This is a genomic window from Vibrio sp. C8 (genome assembly GCF_054051265.1).
In genome coordinates, this window is sequence record NZ_JBPAOE010000051.1 from 17,460 (window position 1) to 38,756 (window position 21,297).

The 21,297-nt window shown below is 43.1% G+C and carries 20 protein-coding genes; 7 read left to right on the plus strand and 13 right to left on the minus strand.

Going from position 1 to position 21,297, the window contains the following annotated elements; genetic code table 11:
- Positions 1 to 35 precede the first annotated feature (35 nt).
- The gene (gene serB, locus ACRQQK_RS18685) at positions 36 to 1,019 is read right to left on the minus strand and encodes a phosphoserine phosphatase (RefSeq protein WP_457513924.1); all 984 of its coding nucleotides are present in this window, start codon (positions 1,017 to 1,019) and stop codon (positions 36 to 38) included.
- A gap of 91 nt (positions 1,020 to 1,110) precedes the next feature.
- On the opposite strand from serB, the gene ACRQQK_RS18690 reads away from it, so the two are divergent.
- Positions 1,111 to 1,716 carry a YtjB family periplasmic protein gene (locus ACRQQK_RS18690; protein WP_042480329.1) on the plus strand — a complete coding sequence of 202 codons (606 nt, stop codon included), beginning with the start codon at positions 1,111 to 1,113 and terminating at the stop codon, positions 1,714 to 1,716.
- Between the two features lie 108 nt (positions 1,717 to 1,824).
- On the opposite strand, the gene deoD is transcribed toward ACRQQK_RS18690, so the two are convergent.
- From deoD to ACRQQK_RS18715, 5 genes are all read right to left on the minus strand, one after another.
- Positions 1,825 to 2,550 (minus strand): purine-nucleoside phosphorylase, encoded by a 726-nt coding sequence (gene deoD, locus ACRQQK_RS18695; protein ID WP_102940435.1) that lies wholly within the window; start codon positions 2,548 to 2,550, stop codon positions 1,825 to 1,827.
- A gap of 108 nt (positions 2,551 to 2,658) precedes the next feature.
- Entirely contained in the window at positions 2,659 to 3,879 is a 1,221-nt protein-coding gene (locus ACRQQK_RS18700; RefSeq protein WP_457513926.1) for a phosphopentomutase, read from the minus strand.
- A gap of 32 nt (positions 3,880 to 3,911) precedes the next feature.
- The gene (gene deoA / locus ACRQQK_RS18705; RefSeq protein ID WP_457513928.1) at positions 3,912 to 5,240 is read right to left on the minus strand and encodes a thymidine phosphorylase; all 1,329 of its coding nucleotides are present in this window, start codon (positions 5,238 to 5,240) and stop codon (positions 3,912 to 3,914) included.
- Between the two features lie 101 nt (positions 5,241 to 5,341).
- Entirely contained in the window at positions 5,342 to 6,121 is a 780-nt protein-coding gene (gene deoC, locus ACRQQK_RS18710; protein WP_457513930.1) for a deoxyribose-phosphate aldolase, read from the minus strand.
- Positions 6,122 to 6,700: 579 nt separating this feature from the next.
- On the minus strand, positions 6,701 to 7,975 hold the full coding sequence (locus ACRQQK_RS18715) for a NupC/NupG family nucleoside CNT transporter (RefSeq protein ID WP_457513932.1): 1,275 nt from the start codon (positions 7,973 to 7,975) through the stop codon (positions 6,701 to 6,703).
- 847 nt (positions 7,976 to 8,822) lie between these two features.
- Here ACRQQK_RS18715 and ACRQQK_RS18720 point away from each other — a divergent pair.
- From ACRQQK_RS18720 to ACRQQK_RS18735, 4 genes are all read left to right on the plus strand, one after another.
- On the plus strand, positions 8,823 to 9,818 hold the full coding sequence (locus ACRQQK_RS18720) for a BMP family lipoprotein (RefSeq protein WP_457513934.1): 996 nt from the start codon (positions 8,823 to 8,825) through the stop codon (positions 9,816 to 9,818).
- Positions 9,819 to 9,934: 116 nt separating this feature from the next.
- A complete protein-coding gene (locus ACRQQK_RS18725) occupies positions 9,935 to 11,548 on the plus strand; it encodes an ABC transporter ATP-binding protein (protein ID WP_457514169.1) in 1,614 nt (537 codons plus the stop codon).
- The gene (locus ACRQQK_RS18730; RefSeq protein WP_457513936.1) at positions 11,545 to 12,657 is read left to right on the plus strand and encodes an ABC transporter permease; all 1,113 of its coding nucleotides are present in this window, start codon (positions 11,545 to 11,547) and stop codon (positions 12,655 to 12,657) included. The genes ACRQQK_RS18725 and ACRQQK_RS18730 overlap by 4 nt, the downstream gene beginning before the upstream one ends.
- Before the next feature lie 2 nt (positions 12,658 to 12,659).
- Entirely contained in the window at positions 12,660 to 13,625 is a 966-nt protein-coding gene (locus tag ACRQQK_RS18735; protein ID WP_457513938.1) for an ABC transporter permease, read from the plus strand.
- A gap of 64 nt (positions 13,626 to 13,689) precedes the next feature.
- Here ACRQQK_RS18735 and ACRQQK_RS18740 read toward each other — a convergent pair whose 3' ends face one another.
- The 4 genes from ACRQQK_RS18740 to ACRQQK_RS18755 all read right to left on the minus strand — a co-directional run bounded on the left by ACRQQK_RS18740 (position 13,690) and on the right by ACRQQK_RS18755 (position 16,994).
- The gene (locus tag ACRQQK_RS18740) at positions 13,690 to 14,487 is read right to left on the minus strand and encodes a TatD family hydrolase (RefSeq protein ID WP_457513940.1); all 798 of its coding nucleotides are present in this window, start codon (positions 14,485 to 14,487) and stop codon (positions 13,690 to 13,692) included.
- On the minus strand, positions 14,468 to 14,635 hold the full coding sequence (locus ACRQQK_RS18745) for a DUF5363 family protein (protein WP_457513942.1): 168 nt from the start codon (positions 14,633 to 14,635) through the stop codon (positions 14,468 to 14,470). Before ACRQQK_RS18745 ends, ACRQQK_RS18740 begins: the two co-directional genes overlap by 20 nt.
- A 19-nt stretch (positions 14,636 to 14,654) precedes the next feature.
- Entirely contained in the window at positions 14,655 to 15,428 is a 774-nt protein-coding gene (gene yaaA, locus ACRQQK_RS18750) for a peroxide stress protein YaaA (protein ID WP_457513944.1), read from the minus strand.
- Positions 15,429 to 15,554: 126 nt separating this feature from the next.
- Positions 15,555 to 16,994 (minus strand): alanine/glycine:cation symporter family protein, encoded by a 1,440-nt coding sequence (locus tag ACRQQK_RS18755; protein ID WP_102954404.1) that lies wholly within the window; start codon positions 16,992 to 16,994, stop codon positions 15,555 to 15,557.
- A gap of 676 nt (positions 16,995 to 17,670) precedes the next feature.
- Between ACRQQK_RS18755 and ACRQQK_RS18760 the strand changes: the two genes are divergently transcribed.
- Positions 17,671 to 17,859: a DUF3545 family protein gene (locus ACRQQK_RS18760; RefSeq protein ID WP_102954405.1), complete on the plus strand. Its 189-nt coding sequence runs from the start codon at positions 17,671 to 17,673 to the stop codon at positions 17,857 to 17,859.
- Between the two features lie 62 nt (positions 17,860 to 17,921).
- Here ACRQQK_RS18760 and ACRQQK_RS18765 read toward each other — a convergent pair whose 3' ends face one another.
- The 3 genes from ACRQQK_RS18765 to nfo all read right to left on the minus strand — a co-directional run bounded on the left by ACRQQK_RS18765 (position 17,922) and on the right by nfo (position 20,567).
- Positions 17,922 to 18,473 carry a hemerythrin domain-containing protein gene (locus tag ACRQQK_RS18765; protein ID WP_102954406.1) on the minus strand — a complete coding sequence of 184 codons (552 nt, stop codon included), beginning with the start codon at positions 18,471 to 18,473 and terminating at the stop codon, positions 17,922 to 17,924.
- Between the two features lie 106 nt (positions 18,474 to 18,579).
- Entirely contained in the window at positions 18,580 to 19,266 is a 687-nt protein-coding gene (ung, locus tag ACRQQK_RS18770; protein WP_457513947.1) for a uracil-DNA glycosylase, read from the minus strand.
- A gap of 425 nt (positions 19,267 to 19,691) precedes the next feature.
- Positions 19,692 to 20,567: a deoxyribonuclease IV gene (gene nfo, locus ACRQQK_RS18775; protein ID WP_457513949.1), complete on the minus strand. Its 876-nt coding sequence runs from the start codon at positions 20,565 to 20,567 to the stop codon at positions 19,692 to 19,694.
- 338 nt (positions 20,568 to 20,905) lie between these two features.
- Here nfo and grcA point away from each other — a divergent pair, with 338 nt between their 5' ends.
- The gene (grcA, locus tag ACRQQK_RS18780; protein WP_457513951.1) at positions 20,906 to 21,283 is read left to right on the plus strand and encodes an autonomous glycyl radical cofactor GrcA; all 378 of its coding nucleotides are present in this window, start codon (positions 20,906 to 20,908) and stop codon (positions 21,281 to 21,283) included.
- Positions 21,284 to 21,297: the final 14 nt, after the last annotated feature.

Below are 21,297 nucleotides of genomic sequence, written 5' to 3' on the forward strand. Positions count from 1 at the left end.
GCTTTTCTCTATTTCAAATTAGAATCGGACAGTTCTTACGGCTTACTTTGCCAACTAATTTTCTGATGCTTCACAAGACCAGCTGAAAGAATACACAGCACACCACCAAGGCCAGCGTAACGCACCGCAGTTTGCGCTTTGGCTTCGACTTTTGGTTTGGCATGGAACGCAACGCCAAGGCCAGCTGCTTCCATCATCACAAGGTCATTAGCACCATCACCAACAGCAACGGTATTGTGCATTTCAATATCAAACTGAGTTGCGAGTTCTTCTACGATATCCGCTTTAGTTTGAGCCGTAACCACATCTCCCAGAACCTTGCCGGTCAGCTTGCCATCGATAATTTCTAAGGTATTTGATTGAGCGTGATCTAAGTTGAGCATCGCTTTCAAATGATCTGAGAAGTAGGTAAAACCACCAGACGCAATCGCTGTTTTCCAACCAAATGCTTGTAGCGTTTCAACCAGCTCTTGAAGTTCTTCCATCAAAGGCAGTGTTGAACGGACTGACTCTAAAATAGATTCATCGGCATCACTGAGTTTTCCCACACGCTGACGCAGACTTTGTTCGAAATCGAGTTCACCTTGCATCGCACGTTCTGTTACTTCTGCGACTTCATCACCAACACCAGCAAGCTTGGCAATTTCATCAATACACTCAATCTTGATTGCTGTAGAGTCCATATCCATCACAATCAAACCCGGTTTTGATAAATCAGGCACCTCATTGATGCGAGCGTAATCTAAACCTAAACCCTGTAAGATCTTCTCATGTTCGCCCGTCAGCTCACCGGACATTAAAGCGACTTCATAAGGGCCGACTTTCCACGCATCTATGATGGCGTTGTAATAACCGGTAAAGAAATCAATATCTTCAAACTGCTGTGCAGTTAAAAAGTTGCCAAAAACAATCCAGTTGGCTTTGCTTTTGTCTAGTTGAAGAGATAAACGAGTTTCAGGCAGACGATTGATAAGAGACGTATGTTTTTTAATAGCGAGCATAATAGTTAAGGCATCCATGTCTTCGTATAAGCAGACGTTACCCTATTGCAATTTAAAAACGCAAGTCTCAATATGTGCAAAGTCTGATTTTCTTTGGATTAACTCGATTATGGACGGTTCTTTGTTCTCGTTTCGTATGGTTATTCGCCTACTAACCTTACTGCTGTTGATTGGCATGTTCGTTATCACAATTAAAAATAGTGTTGTGATCAGTAAAGGTAACGAACGTATTCAAGCAAACCAGCTAGAAACACTCACGAAGGTATTGATTACTCAAGCCTCGCTAACCGCAGGCAGAAGTATCGCAGAGCAGGATCAAGAACGCCTGCTCAATCTCACCAATCAACTTGCCCAAGACCGCTTAGTATTTGATGCAACGATTTATGATTCTGAGGGTGTAAAACTCGCCTCCAGTGATTCAGCACTGAGCGTAAGAGAAGTTCTTGGTTTGGATACACCTTTGCAAACGGCAAGTATTGGTCGTCAGCAACTTGTAGAGCCTGTGATGCATGATGGTAACCTGATCGGTTTTGTTCGCATTACGTTTGAGACTGGTAAGGTGACAGCGATTTCCGATCATCACTACCGTAAAAGTGATCGCTACATGTACCTGATGGTTATCATGAGCTTTATCAGTGGCGTGTTGTTCACTCTGCTACTGAAACGTAAGCCTAAGTCGAAAGGTGAAAACCTGCTGCTACAGAACGCGGAATAGAGTTTTAGTTGAGAACGTTAGCTAAAACCCTTCATATAAACAAAAACCTCAGCCGAAGCTGAGGTTTTTTCTTTCATTCAAAATCAATAAGCGAATCGATAAGAAAGCTTAGTAACCTTCTTGATCACCAATCAATACTGAATCTAATGCGATAAGCATCATGTCGTTAAACGTGGTTTGACGCTCTTCAGACGTGGTCGCTTCGCCTGTTTTGATGTGGTCAGATACAGTACAGATAGTCAGCGCTTTTGCACCGTATTCAGCAGCAACACCGTAGATACCCGCCGCTTCCATTTCAACACCAACGATACCGTACTTGTCCATTACGTCAAACATAGATGGATCTGGCGTGTAGAACAGTTCAGCAGAGAATAGGTTACCTACTTTTACGTCGATACCGCGTGCTTTTGCTGCTTCTTCTGCCGCTTTCACCATTTTGTAGTCTGCGATTGCAGCAAAGTCATGGTCTTTGAAGCGAATACGGTTCACTTTAGAATCCGTACATGCGCCCATGCCGATAACGACATCACGGACTTTGATATCTTCGTTAACAGCACCACAGCTGCCCACGCGAATCACTTTCTTCACACCGTAATCTTTGATTAGCTCGGTTACGTAAATAGAACATGATGGGATACCCATACCGTGGCCCATAACAGAGATCTTACGGCCTTTGTAAGTACCAGTGAAACCGTACATATTACGTACGTCACACACTTGAACCACGTCTTCTAGGAAAGTTTCAGCGATGTATTTCGCACGTAGTGGATCACCCGGCATCAGTACAACGTCTGCGAATGCACCCATTTCAGCATTAATATGAGGAGTAGCCATTATATTGTTCCTTATGATGTTAGGTGCTCGAAGTGCACCTTTACCAAACTGATAATTGGGGCTCAATGCTATCCTATTCACTAAGACAGAGACTAAGCCCCAAAGAAATTACAAAAAGTTCTTACCGTAATCCATTGGCGAAATGCCAAAGTAGCTTGCCAGGCTTTGACCGATATCGGCGAATGTTTCGCGACAGCCTAATGAACCCGGAGCCACTTTCTTACCGTAAACAATCACTGGGATATGTTCACGAGTATGGTCAGTACCTTGCCATGTTGGGTCACAACCATGATCAGCCGTTAGAATCAACACATCATCTTCTTGCATTATTTCTAGAACTTCCGGCAAACGCTTATCGAAATATTCTAGAGCTGCTGCGTAACCCGCTACATCACGACGGTGACCGTAAGCTGAGTCAAAATCAACAAAGTTAGTGAAGACGATAGTATCATCACCTGCTTGTTGAATTTGCTCTAGTGTTGCTTCAAACAGTGCAGGAATACCCGTTGCTTTCACTTTCTTAGTGATACCGCAATTCGCGTAGATATCTGCAATCTTACCGATTGACACTACATTGCCCTGCTTCTCTTCCACTAACTTTTGTAGAACTGTTACTGAAGGCGGTTCAACCGAAAGATCACGACGGTTACCCGTACGCTCAAATTGACCTTTACCAGCACCAACGAATGGACGCGCAATAACACGACCAATGTTGTAATCCGCTAATTCTTCACGGGCAATTTGGCAAAGCTCAAGTAAGCGATCTAGACCAAAAGTCTCTTCGTGACAGGCGATTTGGAATACTGAGTCAGCAGAAGTATAGAAGATAGGCTTGCCCGTCTTCATATGCTCTTCACCTAAATCATCCAGAACCTGCGTACCAGAAGCGTGGCAGTTACCTAGAAAATCATCCAGACCTGCGCGAGCAAGAATGCGATCAGTCAGCTCTTTAGGGAAACTGTTTTGTTTGTCAGTGAAATAGCCCCAGTCAAACAGAACAGGAACACCTGCAATTTCCCAGTGGCCAGACGGAGTATCTTTACCAGAAGACAGCTCAGCCGCATGACCATAAGCACCGATGATGTCAGCTTGTTCATCAAGTCCAGGCGCGAAACGGCCTGTAGACTCTTTGTGAGCCATAGCAAGACCAAGCTTAGATAGGTTTGGTAATGTAAGTGGACCTTTACGATCAGCGTTATCCGCTAAACCTTGTGCACATTGATCAGCAATGTGACCGAGAGTATCTGCGCCAACGTCACCAAAATCTTTAGCATCGGCCGTTTCACCGATACCGAATGAATCTAAAACTAAAATAAATGCTCTTTTCATAAATGTTTCCTCACCAATCTTTCCTGAGCGAACTACACGTCTTCTGCACGAATCTGACGGTAAACATCAGGTGTTGGGACGTATTCACCACCGACTTTAATCGCATTTTGTAGTGCGTTTGCCGCTTCTTGCCACTGATCTTCACTACGAGCGTGAATGAACGCTAACGGCTTGTTGCTATCTGCCACTTCACCAAGGCGAATGAAGTTATCAAAGCCTACTGCGTAATCGATAGTATCTGTTGCTACACGACGACCACCGCCCATACCAACCACAGCCATACCAATCGCGCGAGTATCCATAGCCGATACCACACCCGACTGCGCTGCATAAACCGGTTTGATGATTTGAGCTTTATCTAAGTAGTTTTCGTAGTTTTCAACGAAGTCTGCTGGACCACCAAGTCCTGCAACCATCTTACCAAAGCGCTCTGCTGCTTGGCCGTTGTCCAATACTGCTTGCAGTTTTTGACGAGCTTCAACACTGTCTTTGGCAAGTTTTCCTAGCACCAACATTTCAGCACAAGAAGCCATAGTAACTTCAAGTAGACGAGGGTTACGGTATTCGCCCGTTAGGAAACGAACCGCTTCACGTACTTCAACAGCGTTACCCGCAGAAGAAGCCAATACTTGGTTCATATCCGTTAAAATTGCTGTTGTTTTGGTACCAGCACCATTCGCAACCGCAACGATAGATTTTGCTAGTTCTTCTGACGCTTCATAAGTTGGCATAAATGCGCCAGAACCAACTTTCACGTCCATCACTAATGATTCAAGACCTGCGGCTAATTTCTTCGAAAGAATAGAAGCAGTGATCAGCGAGATATTATCAACGGTTGCTGTGATATCACGTGTTGCGTACACGCGTTTATCTGCTGGCGCTAAATCACCAGTCTGACCGATAATCGCCACGCCTGCTTGCTTGGTCACTTGACCAAACACGTCATTCGTTGGAGTGATGTTATAGCCAGGGATAGACTCTAATTTATCAAGAGTACCGCCAGTGTGGCCTAATCCACGACCAGAGATCATAGGAACATAACCACCGCAAGCCGCAACCATAGCGCCTAGCATCAGTGAAGTTACGTCACCCACACCACCTGTCGAGTGTTTATCAACAATCGGGCCATCAAAGTTCATATGGCTCCAATCGATAACCATGCCTGAATCGCGCATTGCACACGTCAGTGCGATACGCTCTGGCATAGTCATTTCACGGAAGAATACAGCCATTGCGAAAGCTGCAATTTGTCCTTCAGAAACCGTGTTTTTAGCCACACCTTGGATGAAGAAGTTGATCTCTTCTGTGGTCAGGATTTCTCCATCACGTTTTCTTCTGATTATTTCTTGAGGTAAATACATTAGTGCCTCCCTAGCCCCGAACCAATTGAATGGGTAGCTATGGTTTTTTTACTATTTAGAAATGAAGATGGCGCTGTGCGCCATCTTATAAAACAGAACGATTAGTAAGCCGCTGGATCAGCTTTCTCGTTTGTTACTTCTAATGTATTTAGTAGATTGGTTAGCAGGCTTGACGCACCGAAACGGTAGTGACGGCTGTCCACCCACTTGTCACCTAGGATTTCGTCAGCCATCGCTAGGTAATCACGAGCATCTTCAGCTGTACGCACACCACCTGCAGGTTTAAAACCTACAGTTTCAGCAACGTTCATGTCACGAATTACTTCTAACATCATACGTGCGTATTCAGGCGTTGCGTTCACAGGCACTTTACCTGTTGAGGTTTTGATGAAGTCTGCGCCCGCTTCGATACAGATTTGTGAAGCTTTCTTGATTAGTGCTTCTTCTTTTAGTTCGCCAGTTTCGATGATCACTTTAAGAAGAACATCAGAACCACACGCTTCTTTACATTGCTTAACTAGGTCAAAACCCACTTTCTCGTCACCAGCGATTAGAGCACGGTAAGGGAAAACGACGTCTACTTCGTCAGCGCCGTATGCTACTGCTGCTTTCGTTTCAGCGACTGCAATTTCCACATCGTCATTACCGTGTGGGAAGTTAGTTACTGTTGCAATGCGAACTTCTGGGGTGCCTTGCTCACGAAGGGTCTTCTTAGCAATAGGAATAAAGCGAGGGTAAATACAGATTGCAGCAGTGTTGCCGACTGGGCTTTTCGCATCGTGACAAAGCTGGATTACTTTCGCATCCGTGTCATCATCATTCAGTGTAGTTAAATCCATCAGTTTAAGTGCACGTAGTGCTGCTGCTTTTAAATCGCTCATTTCTAACTCCGATCAATATATTCAATTAGTTCACTACCAAAGCGACTGTCATACGTCTATTTTGATAGCCACAAATGAACGGACTTGGTTCCTTGAAGACTCGGTGACTGTTTAAAGTTCACCAATTGCTATCCTTGTCACCGCACAGTACCCATTTGGGTCTATGGCACAACAATCTGTGATTGCGGTGTCTTACAGTTTCAGTTTCAGGCAGTGTCAGTTTTAGACATGATCTGTTTTAGACATGATCTGTTTTAGACATTAGCTGCCTTTCAAAACGCCGTAGTGGTTAACCGATCCAATTGGCTTCACTACGTGGCTTTGATATTCGCTTACTTCCTTCGGCAAGTGAATACAGTATAGATATTTATCACAAAACTGTAGTCCCATTCGAAGAGCAAACGGTTTGTATCTCAAAAATGGTCAATTTCTGACATCCTTGAGACACAAGGCTTTTCAATGCAATCCATTACAAAAAAGCACTCTTTGTCATGCCCTGAAAAGCAAAAACACCCCGCAGCAATATTCTTGCTACGGGGTGAGATTAAACGGCGTCTATATATCGTTCTCTAATTCAAATTAGAAAGAGATAAAGAAACCAGCAATTGTTGCAGCCATCAAGTTAGATAGCGTACCAGCAATAACTGCTTTGATACCCATACGAGCGATGTCGTGACGACGAGTCGGAGCTAGACCACCCAGACCACCTAGTAGAATCGCGATAGAAGATAGGTTAGCGAAACCACATAGAGCGAATGAGATGATTGCTTGAGTCTTCTCAGACATTACTTGACCAGTTGCAGCAATAACTTGTGCGTTATCACCCACATAAGGTACAAAGTTTAGATAAGCTACGAATTCGTTTACAACTGTCTTCTGACCGATGAATGAACCAGCAATTGTTGCTTCTTCCCATGGCACACCGATTACGAATGCTAGAGGAGCGAAGATCCAACCTAGAAGAAGTTCTAGAGTTAGTTCAGGCATACCGAACCAACCACCAACACCACCTAAAAGACCGTTTAGAAGCGCGATTAGACCAATGAATGCGATTAGCATTGCACCAACGTTCAGAGCAAGTTGTAGACCTGCTGCTGCACCGCCAGCTGCTGCGTCGATAACGTTAGCTGGTTTGTCGTCGCCACCGTCAAGAGCATCTTCAATGTTCTCTTGTGGTTGATCAACTTCAGGGAATAGGAGCTTAGCGAACAGTAGACCACCAGGTGCTGCCATAAATGATGCGGCAACTAGGTACTCTAGTGGAACACCCATTGATGCGTAACCCGCAAGTACACCACCAGCAACAGAAGCCAAACCACCACACATTACTGCGAACAGCTCAGATTGAGTCATTTTTGGAACAAATGGGCGAACAACAAGTGGAGCCTCAGTTTGACCAACGAAAATGTTAGCTGCTGCAGACATAGATTCTGCACGAGATGTACCTAGAGCTTTCTGCAGACCACCACCTAGAATCTTAATTACCCATTGCATAATGCCTAGGTAGTAAAGAACTGAGATTAGAGCAGAGAAGAAAATCAGTGTTGGAAGAACACGGAAAGCGAAGATGAAACCGCCGCCACCGAACACTTCGAACATCTTGTCTGAAACAAGACCACCGAATAGGAAAGAAGTACCGTCATTACCGTAGTTAATAACGTTAGATACCCCGTTAGAGAAACCAGCAAGTAAATCGCGGCCCCATGGGACATAAAGTACAAATGCACCTAGTGCAAATTGGATAGCAAATGCGCCACCCACGGTTCTTAAGTTAATAGCTTTGCGGTTATTTGAAAGTAATACTGCGATAGCAAGTAGAACGACCATACCGACTAGGCTCATAAACGTACTCATAGTTTATGGCTTCCTTATAGTTTAATTTGGCGTGTTAAACATTGGGTTGTTTTCGGGGTGCGATTATACGCATCTCTCACAACAAAAAGTAATATATGCATCACGCATTTTTAGGTAATGAGTCAACATTACATTCAAAAACAAGAAGCAAGTCACAATAAAACCCCGAAACAGCGGTAATTTGACCTTATCCGAAACATATAGCCAACACATTGTAGTCCAGACTCTAAAAAATGCTGCAACCGTTTGCTCATAAAAGAAGCTGTCAATATTTTAACTTTTACCTTCAACTTCTCGACATTTAACACCCAGTTTAACGACAAACATTGTTTTTATATCAAGTCAAAACATGAGCACTCCATCACACTTGAATGTTACATTTTTCACTCAACCACACTACAAATTTGTATTCAAACGCACATTTAATAGCGTGCTAATTAGAAACAGATTTATCCATACATACGACCAATAAGTTGGCTTACCATTTGCTTAATGAGTCGAACGCTAGAAAAACAGCGTTTAATAAAGTAACTACATCGTCAATTTGCACTATTTTGGTGATTAAAATCACAATTTTGGTGAGTCTAATTTCTTGTAAACACTCGGAATTAACAAATAAACATACATTTATGGTTAATTAGTTTATTCCTTTACAAAAAAATGTGATTTGGTGTGAGGTATTCGACTTTTTTTTGCAGCGCAAACGATAAACTTATACACGATCAAACTAGCTCACCAATAATTCATTCAAACTATTGATATTTTGTTTTTTGGGTTTGTTGGACTTTTGTTAAAGGTCAGCAGTCTCTCGTCTAGTACAGTGGTATTGCAACATAGGTATATAACAGTGAAAAAATCTATTATAAAAATCTCAGCACTTGCTTTAGCGGTTTCTTCATTTCACGTTTTCGCAGAAGCAAAACCAGCCGTAATTTATGATACAGCGGGTAAATTCGATAAATCGTTCAACGAAGCGGTATATCAAAATGGTGTAAAAGTGATGGCAGCGGAAGGTACTGAAGTTCGCGAATTTGAACCTCAGAACGAGGCGCAACGTGAACAAGGTCTTCGTCGCTTAGCAAGCCGCGGTTTTAGCCCTATTGTTGCAGTAGGCTTTAATATGGCATCAGCTGTAGAAAAAGTGGCAACAGAGTTCCCAGATATTCACTTCACCATTCTTGATTCAGTTGTTGATAAGCCAAACGTTCAATCAATCGTATTTAAAGAGCACGAAGGTTCATTCCTAGTGGGTGCACTTGCTGCGAAAGCGTCAAAATCAGGCGTAGTTGGCTTCGTTGGCGGAATGGACATTCCTCTTATCCGTAAATTCCAATGTGGTTATGAGCAAGGTGCTAAATACACTAACCCAAGCATCACTGTTCTACAAAACATGACTGGTTCAACTCCAGCAGCGTTTGCTGACCCTGCAAAAGGTTCAGAGCTTGCTAAATCTCAATTCTCTAAAGGTGTTGACGTTGTTTACGCGGCAGCTGGCGGTACTGGTTTAGGTGTTTACCAAGCAGCGAAAGATGCAGGCAAACTAGCGATCGGTGTTGACTCAAACCAAAACCACCTACAACCAGGCACAATGCTAACGTCAATGGTTAAACTTGTAGGCGCGGCTTCAGTTGAATCTTGGAAAGAAGAGATGAACGGTACTTGGCAACCTGGTATCAAAGCTCTTGGTCTTAAAGAGAACGCTGTTGATTGGGCATACGATGACAACAACAAGTCTCTGATCACTGACGAAATGAAAGCTTACATGGATACTCTAAAAGCGGACATTATCGCTGGCAAAATTAAAATTCACGACTACATGTCTAACAATAAGTGTGAGTACTAATTTAGTTCTTAATACTTAGTTAAAACAATACGTTCCGTTTGGAAATGCCATACGCCGCTGCTTGCTCAGCGGCGTATGGTTTATTTGGCTGCTCGATTAAGCGCATCCATTTGAATATGGCCTTAGGGTCTGTTGACCTCACTAGTTCAGGAAGTTTTTACGTGACGCAATCTCAAAACTATGCCATCGAGCTTAAAAAAATCGATAAACGCTTTGGTGCCGTTCACGCGAATAAAGCTATCGATTTAAAAGTTCCAGCAGGTACGATTCACGGCATTATCGGTGAAAATGGCGCTGGTAAATCCACCTTGATGAGCATCATCTACGGTTTTTATACACCAAACTCAGGTGAGATGTTTGTCGATGGTAAACCATATACCCCTAACAACTCTCAAGAAGCGATAGCCGCAGGAATAGGCATGGTTCACCAACATTTTATGTTGGTTGATACCTTCACGGTTCTTGAAAACGTCGTTCTCGGCGCTGAATCTGGCTGGAAACTAGAAGACAGCTTAAAAGCTGCAAGAAAGAAACTGCACCAAATAGAAAAAGACTACGGTTTAGACGTCCCTCTCGATAAATTGGTTGGAGACTTACCTGTAGGCTTGCAACAACGAGTAGAAATTCTTAAAGCTCTCTACCGCGATGCAAAACTGCTTATTCTTGATGAACCAACTGGCGTGTTAACTCCTCAAGAAGCGGATCACTTATTCGCGATTCTGGACAAACTTCGTAGTCAAGGCACAACGGTTATCATCATCACTCATAAACTGCGTGAAGTACTGGCTATTACCGATAACATTTCAGTTATGCGTCAAGGTCAGATGGTTGCCGATGTAAAAACCTCAGACACCAACCGCGAAGAGCTTGCAGAGCTGATGGTAGGCCGCAAAGTTCGCTTAAAAGTTGATAAGTCTGAAGCCAAACCAGCGAAAGAGTTACTGAAGGTAAACAAATTAGGCTATGTCGATCACAGCGGAGTTAAACGCGTGAAAGACATCAGTTTCTCTGTCCGTGCAGGCGAACTTGTCGGTATTGCTGGAGTATCCGGCAATGGTCAATCAGAGATCCTGTCTCTGCTGTCTGGCATCTTAAAGCCAACATCAGGCAGCTTTGAACTGAATGGTCACACGATTTCTGTCGATAAACCGGCAGATCCACAACAAGTGAGAGCTATGGGTGTGGGTCATATTCCAGAAGATCGCCATAAGCAAGGTTTGATCAATAAATTTGAAGCTCAAGAAGCTTACATCTTGGGCTATCACAATCTGCCAAAATACAACAAAGGCTTACTGCAAGACAAAGCCGCTATTTCGAAGATTTGCCAAGAGAGCATGGATAAATGGGACGTTCGCCCGAATGATATCCACCTAAAAACGGCAAACTTCTCTGGTGGTAACCAGCAAAAACTGGTGATTGCCCGAGAAATGGAAGAGAACCCAGACGTCCTTCTAATTGGCCAACCCACTCGTGGGGTGGACATAGGCGCAATTGAGTATATCCACCAGCAAATTGTTGCTAGCCGAGATGCAGGAAAAGCCGTGCTATTAGTCTCGGTTGAATTGGATGAAATTCTTAGCCTTGCCGACCGGATATTGGTTGTATTTGATGGGGCGATTGTCGGTGAACTGCAAGCTCATCAGGCTGATGAGAAAACATTAGGTCTTATGATGGCGAACATCATTCCAGACCACATAAAAGAGAGTATTGCCCAAGGAGAGACGGCATGAGTCAGGCAAAAGTGCCCGCTTGGGTAACCATTGCGCTGTTACCTGCAATTAACGTTTTGGTCGCATTTTTAGTTTCAGCTTTGTTATTTATTTATATTGATATCAACCCATTAGACGCCATCAAAGTCATGTGGACAGGGGCATTCGGTTACGCAGAAGGCTTCGGTTACACTCTTTACTATACCACTGGTTTTATCTTTACAGGTTTAGCCGTTGCGGTGGCTTATCACGCAGGGCTATTCAACATCGGTGTGGAAGGTCAGGCATATATTGGTGGTCTGGGTGTCGGGATAATCTGTTTAACCCTCGGCGAGTACGCCCCTTGGTATGTGGTATTTCCTGTAGCGGTTATCGCTGGCGGCATTTTTGGTGCGGCTTGGGCATTTATTCCTGCTTACTTACAGGCAAAACGGGGTTCTCATATCGTTATTACAACGATCATGTTTAACTTCATTGCAGCTTCGCTTATGGCATACCTTCTAGTCGACATTCTGAAGCCAGAAACCACAATGGCAACAGAAAGCCGAGTATTTGCACAAGGTAGCTGGCTACCTAAAATGCACGAACTGTTTGCTATGTTTGGTATTAATGTTGCGCCAAGCCCACTAAACATCAGTTTCATTTTTGCTCTATTGTGCAGTGTGTTTGTATGGCTGTTCATTTGGCACTCTCGCTGGGGCTACGAGATTCGCTCTATTGGCGCTAATGCGTCAGCTGCATCTTATGCAGGAATTAACTACCTGAAGATAATCGTCATTACTATGATGCTTTCGGGCATGTTGGCAGGCTTCTTTGGTATTAACGTGCTGCAAGGTGAGCTTCATCAGATCAAATTGAACTTCGTAGAAGGATTCGGCTTCACAGGTATTGCTGTTGCTCTGATGGGACGAAACCACCCTGTAGGTGTTGTACTAGCAAGTTTACTGTTTGGCTTCCTCTATCAAGGTGGTGCAGAGCTGAGCTTCGATTACGGTGTTGACCGTAACATTGTTGTGGTACTGCAAGGTCTGGTCATCTTATTCTCTGGTGCGCTTGAGTACATGTTCAAACCTTCAATTGAACGCATTTATGTGCGCTTATTTGGCAAACAAGAACATGGAGTTGCGTAAACATGTTTGAAACCTTCATTTTAATGGCTGATGCCACAATTCGTGTTGCCACCCCTCTAATTCTTGCCGCTCTAGCCGGTATGTTTAGTGAACGTTCAGGTGTAGTAAACATTGCCCTAGAAGGTAAACTGTTGGCAGCGGCTTTCGCAGGTGCAGCGACAGCTTACATAACAGGTTCGGCTTGGCTGGGTGTTTGTGCTGGGGTGCTGGTGTCTATTCTGCTAGCTTTACTTCACGGCTTTGCTTCAATTACACACCGTGGCGACCAAGTGGTCAGCGGTATGGCAATCAATATTCTGGCGACAGGTTTAACTGTAACTCTAGGACGTTACTGGTTCAATCAAGGCGGTCAAACACCGGCGCTTTCTGGTGATGGTCGCTTTGCACCAATAACGTTACCGGGCGCTGATGCCTTGCAAGATGTTCCGGTTGTTGGGCTCATTTATTCTGAGCTAATCAGCGGTCACTCGATTATTGAGTATGTGGCTTTAGCGGCAGTACCTTTGTCTTGGTACGTATTGTTCAAAACTCGCTTCGGCTTACGCTTAAGGGCGGTAGGTGATTCTCCTGCGGCAGTGGATACAGCCGGTATTTCGGTTGCTGGCATGCGTTATAGTGCAATGGTCATCTGTGGCTTATTGGTGGGTTTGGCTGGCGTGTACCTCTCTGTAGGCCAAACTGCGCAGTTCATTCCTAACATGAGTGCAGGTAAAGGCTATATGGCACTGGCAGCCCTTATCTTTGGTAAGTGGCGCCCTGTGACAGCTATGGCAGCCTGTTTGCTGTTCGGCTTCCTTGATGCGCTCGCTATTCGTCTGCAAGGCGTGAGCGTTGGTGACTTCCCTATTCCGGTTCAAGCCATTGAAGCGTTGCCATATGTCTTGACGGTATTTCTACTTGCAGGATTTATTGGTAAAGCGGTTGCGCCAAAAGCAATTGGTGTTCCGTACACCAAAGAGCGCGAATAACGATTTAATCTGTTACCTAAAACACTTTACTAAAGACAAAGGGAGCGAATTTCGCTCCCTTTTGCTATTCATTTATCCGAAACAGTTCGATACTGTTTGCCCAAAGCTGTGATGCCAGTTGTTCTTTATTGGTGTCTCTCAGCTCCGCCAACTCTTCTAAGACATGAATTAAGTACTTAGGATGATTCGCCTCGCCTTGCCTGCCGGATAATGGCATGTCCGGTGCATCGGTTTCTAAAACCAGAGACTCTATTGGTAATTGGCTGATCGCTTGTCGAGTTTTATTTGCTCGTGGGTAAGTAATCACTCCGCCTACACCGATTTTAAATCCAAGGTCTATAAATTGCTTTGCCTGTTGTTCACTGCCGGAAAAAGCATGTAACACACCACCTTGAGTAAAGCGATGTTGTTTAATAAATTGCAGCAACCGGTTATGCGTTTTGCGGCTATGCAGAATTACCGGAAGATGGGCGTGTTCCGCCATGACTAGTTGGGCGATGAAAACACGTTCTTGCAGCGAGGCATTAACCTCAACCATAGCGTCTAATCCACATTCGCCAACGGCAACACAAGCGCTTTCTCGCAGTGCTAATTCATCTTCTAACAGCTGCAACTGTTCATTAGCAAAGTGCTCAAGAAAATAAGGATGGAAACCGAGGGCATATCGAAGAGTTGCTGGGTATTGTGCCGCGAGATTTTTCACTCGCAGCCAATTAAAAACACCAACCGATGGAATAAGGATTTTATCTACCTGAGCATGCGTTGCGGCGGATATTTGCTCCGGAAACGATGCGTCAAACTCATCAAAATCAAAGTGGCAATGAGTGTCAAACAGCCGCAGCTTATGGCTTATCTTTGTCATGAATCAGGTCTTTGCCATGCGTCGGCGCTTTATCATGAATCGGATCTTTACGATAAGGAACGCAACAACGCTTTTGATCTGGCGTTAATCCCATGCTTTGACACCAATCATCATAGCGTGCCAGCCATTTTTTAAACCAAGTTAGCATAACAACCTCATCTATAGGCTTATTGTTCTTCTCGCTTGAATACAAGCTCTGTTGCTGTTGATTCAGTGGCACAGTAGTAGTAGCCAGCAATGTCAAAAGATTCTAACTGCTTCACCGACTCAATACGGTTTTCAATAATATAGCGCGCCATCATGCCACGAGCTTTTTTAGCAAAGAAGCTGATCACTTTATACTGACCATTTTTGCAGTCTTTAAACACCGGAGTGATCACTTGAGCCTCTAAAGCTTTCGGTTTAACGGCTTTAAAGTACTCATTAGAAGCCAGATTGATCAGCACGTTGTCTTCTTGTGCCTTAATCGCTTCATTTAGCTTATCGGTAATGATATTGCCCCAGAACTGATAGAGATTGCTGCCACGTTCATTGCCCAGCTTAGTACCCATTTCGAGACGGTAAGGCTGCATAAGATCGAGAGGCTTCAACAAACCGTATAAGCCTGACAGCATACGCAGATGAGTTTGCGCATAATCTAAATCCGCTTCAGACAACGTTTCTGCTTCGAGACCAGTATAGACATCACCTTTGAAAGCAAAAATCGCAGGGCGAGAATTATCAGGTGTGAAAGTTTCGGTCCACTGCTCAAAGCGTGCCACGTTCAAACCAGCAATTTTGTCACTGACTTTCATTAAGTCGGCAATATCTTGTGGCGTTAGTGTACGGCACACTTTAATTAATTCCGCTGAATGCGAAGTCAACTCTGGCTGGGTAAAGCGCGTTGTTGGCAATGGAGATTCATAATCCAATGTTTTTGCTGGAGAGACCACGATAAGCATAAGGTTTCCTTTATAAATTCTGTTGAGCTGACTTTTATTGCTTTTGAACGATAGCTTACAAAAAAAGCCATGCAGTGTCTGCATGGCTTTTCCAATCTATAACATCGGTACTATCTATTAGTGTACTTAGTTTGCTTTAGTCGACTTCGATTGATCCCAGATTCCATCTTCTAGTTGAGTTTTTAGTTCAGGGTAGTCATTGGCATTGAAAGTCGGTACTTTGCCCGCGTCTAGCTGACGGTTGTAGTCTTTCGCAAGCTTAATTACGGTTCCAGACAGAAGCAGAATCGCAATCAAGTTAACAATCGCCATCAAGCCCATAGAAACATCGGCCATAGCCCAAACCGTAGGCAGTGTCGCTAACGCACCAAACATCACCATACTTAAGAAAATCAGACGAAATACGACTAAACCTTTCTTGTTATTGTGCTCAAGGAATATCAGGTTCGTTTCCGCATACGAATAGTTCGCAATGATTGAGGTGAAGGCAAAGAAGAAAATCGCCATCGCAATAAACACGCCGCCCCAATCACCAACTTGTGAGCTTAGTGCACGTTGTGTTAGTTCGATACCTGTAATTTCACCGTGCGGAACATATTCACCAGACACTAAGATGATCGCCATAGTCGCTGAACAGATCACGATAGTATCTACGAATACGCCCAGCATTTGCACATAACCTTGAGACGCAGGGTGTGGAGGATAAGGCGTTGCAGAAGCCGCCGCATTCGGCGCAGAACCCATACCCGCTTCGTTTGAGAACAATCCACGTTTAACACCGTTGATCATTGCCTGTGCAATCGCATAACCAAGGCCACCAGCGGCAGCCTGTTCAAAACCAAAAGCACTTTTAATGATCAGAGAGAACACAGCAGGCACTTTCTCAATGTTCATGAACACGACCACAAGCGCAATTGCTAGGTAGGCGATAGCCATAAATGGGACGATAAGTTCAGCGGTTCGTGCAATTTTACGAATACCACCAAAAATTACGAAGGCAGTTAGTAGCACAATACCAATACCCACCATCATCGGATCAAAACCAAATGCATTATTCATCGCATTTGAAATCGAGTTAGCTTGTACTGCATTGAACACCAAGCCAAACGCAATGATAAGGAAGATTGAGAAAATCACCCCCATCCAGCGCATACCCAAGCCTTTTTCCATGTAATAAGCAGGGCCACCACGGTAGTTGCCATCCTTATCACGTGATTTGTAAAGCTGAGCAAGAGTACTTTCTGCGAATGAAGTCGCCATGCCTAGCATCGCTGTCATCCACATCCAGAAAATCGCACCAGGGCCACCAACGGTTAATGCAACCGCAACACCAGCCATGTTACCTGTACCTACACGCGCAGCAAGACTGGTACAAAGAGCTTGAAAAGAAGAAATACCAGCATTGTCAGCTTTACGGCTGTTTCTCAGCACACTGAACATGTGCCCAAAATGGCGAAATTGGATAAAGCCTAAACGCAAGGTGAAATAAATACCGACACCAACAAGGAGATACACCAGTATCGATCCCCAAAGCAGGTCGTTCATTAAGTTAATTAAGTCTGTCACAAAAACCTCTAAAAAGAGTAAGTATTAGAACCTGAAAATAAAAGTTAGCACTTTAACTACACGCTCGCTGGCTGCGATTTGCTTTTATAATGGTGTGTAGTTCAGGAGAATGAAGACACCTTATCGGTTTAGGTATCTATATGATGGGCGAGAATAATGCAGGCAGGGTTGTTAAAAATCAATATGAGTTAAGTTGCATTTATGAGAATCCGTAAGCGCTATTCGTAGAAACAACACCAAGTAAAAATCACACAAACAAAACATTACTATTACATTAATAAAACATTACCTCCCACACCAAACTTATGTCATGCACAATAAGTTGAAGTCACATTCAGCCTTATAGCTCTATATGCTCCATCACAAAATGATTTCTAATTGCGGAACTTGAAACATTTAGAAACCTAGCGGCCAAATATTAATCAACCGGCAATCCCACGGCCTAGATTAGTAACCTTTCATTAACATCAGCCAATTATCAATAAATAAGAAACTTGGTATCCAACCGGTTAAATAACAACCACCCCAATGCTAACAAAGTTTATATTCCTAGAAGAAATCCATAAAAATTTCATATCAATGAAACAAATGAGAAATAAATCATAGTTATTGTCCTTAAAAATATGATATTTAGAAAAAACTCCAGGAAAGGAGACAACCAGAAAGAGGCTTGCTTATGGACGACTTGCACTTTGATGAACTGTTAGATGCACAAATCGCAAAGCTCCGCTCAAATGCGAGTAGCAGAGCGAAACCTGCTAAAAGGATGTGGCGTGAGATAGAAGCTATACGAGATCGAAAACGGTTGGAAAGAGAGTTATTGGAAATGGATGTCTGTCTAGAACTCGATGACCTCAAATTATAAATAGAAGAGGCGCCTTTGTTGGCGCCTCTTCTATTTCTACACTTTGACTTTGTACATTTTTCCTAATTGCACTCTGTTTCGCTTTTTCTTACTCGACGAGCAAGCTGAGCGTATCTTTCCGCAATGGTTGAACCAAATACTGGATCTTCTTCACTACAATTCCACTCAGATTCCACCTGTTGCCAATCTGCAACGCTAAAAGTTCGATTAATCAGCGGTAAAACGGTTTGCTCTTCCATTTCTAAATGTTGACGCTGTGAATTAATGAATTGTTCTAGCTGTTCCATAAATACATCTTGAGGAACAACCGCATCATTTAGGATCATCTCCACCGTGTTCAAAAACTCATGTGTCGATTTGGATAACAGTGCATGTTCTTTTTCTAAATCCGAGACTTCTTCATGCTCGCCATAATGCTTCATGTAATGCCGATAAAGAATGTCTTCTTTGGGGTGATGGACACTTTCAGAATGCCTTGAAAGATAATCCACAATCTCCTTAACGAGGCTGTAGTTAATCGGTTTTTCGTCTTTAAGAAGCTGTAGCTTTCCGCGCAAAATAGCCAACAGTCGAGTCATGTACCCATGCTCACGTCTGATTCTTTCAATCATCATTGTGCGTCTCCATTACACAGTCTTGTAGGTAAAGTCTATATAAGGAATGACTAATTCGCTTTGATTTTGGTCGAAAAAACAGCAATACAAACAATCATTCATCACATCATTGATTCGAATCAAGAGTTGGTTGCCAATCAATTGGCATTTGCCTTAATTGTTTGAGTATCTGATTTGTTTGCGAAAAATGCTTACAACCTAAGAAACCACGATGAGCTGATAACGGCGAAGGATGCGGAGCCATAAGTACATGATGCTTACTTCTATCTATCATCTGCCCCTTTTTTTGAGCATGAGATCCCCAGAGAAGGAAGATCACGCCTTGACGATGCTGGTTTAGCGCATCAATAACACGGTCAGTGAACATTTCCCAACCAGCTTTGGCATGTGAATGTGCCTTACCCTGCTCTACCGTTAAAACAGTATTGAGCAACAGAACGCCCTGATCCGCCCAGCTTTTTAAATAGCCATGATTCGGGATTTGAAACCCTTCGATATCTTGAGCCAATTCTTTATACATATTCACTAGAGAAGGAGGAGTTTTTACTCCTGGTAGGACAGAAAAACACAAACCATGTGCTTGATTAGGGCCGTGATAAGGGTCTTGTCCAAGAATAACCACTTTGACATCGTCGAATTCAGTAAAGCGAAACGCATTAAATACATCTTTAGCAGGCGGGAAGATGACTTTACCAGCGGCACGCTCATCCTCTACGAATTTTAGTGTTTGCTGGAAATATTTTTGTTCTTTCTCTAGACCGATGACGTCGTGCCAAGTCAAAGAATGGCTCATAACAGCTCCTGAGTATAAAAATAATTTCTTTATCTTATACCCATGAAAACAAAGTTGCAGCCAGACAGCACTCGTAAATTCGAATACGACAACTCATGACATATCTGAAACCTCAGATATTGTTCAAAATTGTCGTAAACGACTCACAAATGTCATCAACACAACAACCAAGATATCAAGCTTCCAACAAACAGAGGCTCTCATCAGTAAGCCTTACTTACAATGAGGTTTACTTGGTTGTGGCGAACGATGGTGCCCTCGACCTGTTACATGCCGATTAGGCACTGGCATACGAGCAGCAGGCCGAGCACTGAATGATGAGATAACACAAACTGAAGAGAACATAATTAGGCATCCTTCTTTACAACGTTTCATGAAAACGTCATGAGAAAAGCATGCCAATATCGTGATCTCAGACTAATAATTTATACGCTTAAATGGTGATCACGCATTGTTTGAATTTCTAAATGCCAAATATCAGGATCAATTGTTTCTAAAATCAATGGGATATTATCAAAGCGAGCATCTTTAGATATGTATTCGAAACAATCCCAACCAATCTCACCCTTGCCTAATGAATGGTGGCGATCCAGCTTACTGCCTAACCCGCCTTTTGAATCATTAATATGCATTGCTCTCAAATAGTGCATACCAACAATACGATCAAATTCAGCAAAGGTCGCTTCACAAGCTTCAAAGCTACTTAAATCGTAGCCAGCGGCAAATGTGTGGCAAGTATCGAGGCAAACGCCGACACGAGATTTGTCTTCAACTTGATCAATGATTGCCGCCAAATGTTCAAAGCGCCAACCTAAGTTCGTTCCTTGCCCTGCTGTATTTTCGATGACAGCAATCACATCCGATACAGCTTTATGAGCAAGGTTGATTGACTCAGCAATAGTCGCAAGGCACTGCTCTTCAGACACCAGTTTTAAATGGCTACCCGGATGGAAGTTGAGTAGTTTCAACCCAAGTTGATTGCAACGCTCCATCTCATCGATAAACGCAGCTCGAGATTTTTCCAACTTCTCTTCTTCAGGCGCACCCAAATTAATTAAGTATGAGTCGTGAGGCAAAATATGATCAGCAGAGAAACCTAAACGCTGACATTGCTCTTTAAAGCGCCTTATTGTTGACGCCTCTAAAGGTTTAGCAACCCATTGACGCTGGTTTTTCGTGAAGATAGCAAACGCGTTTGCCCCAATCTCTTTTGCTCTTAATGGCGCCTGATCGACACCACCAGCAGCTGAAACATGAGCACCAATATATTTGTTGCCAAGAGGCTTTACTTCTTTTGTCATTTAATCACTTTCTACTTTCAAATTGGCTTTTATAACTTACTGATTTGTTCTAGTTTGCTTGTTCTAGCACGTCAAAATGTAGTTTTATTACCACAATAAGAACAAAACTTAACCATAAAATATTTTTTAATAGTTAAAATTTAATTGAATAATTATATTTATTAAACACTTATTGATTAACATCAATTTATTTACCTTAAACTAATTAAGGTTTTATGTTGTTTTTTGACCTATATCAATACTATAATCATGGATATAAAATATATAATACGAAGCTCAACAAAAATTACGAAATTTAACACCAATAAATACCACTCAAAGTGGACTAGGAGATATTGATGATCCAAGGTATCCAAATCACTAAAGCAGCTAATGATGACCTACTTAACTCTATTTGGCTAATCGACAGTGAAACAAACGAAGCTCGTTGTGTTGCAGCTACTGGTAGCTATTCAGAAGATCAAGTTGTTCCAGTATCTGACCTTGGCGAGTACGAAAGCCGTGAAGTGGCAATTGAAACTCCAGCAAAAATCGAAGGTGGACAACACCTAAACGTTAATGTTCTTAAACGTGAAACGCTAGAAGATGCAGTAGCGCACCCAGAGAAGTACCCTCAGCTAACTATCCGTGTATCGGGTTATGCTGTTCGCTTTAACTCTCTAACTCAAGAACAACAACGCGACGTTATCGCTCGTACTTTTACTGAATCTCTATAATTCAGTCTCGCAGA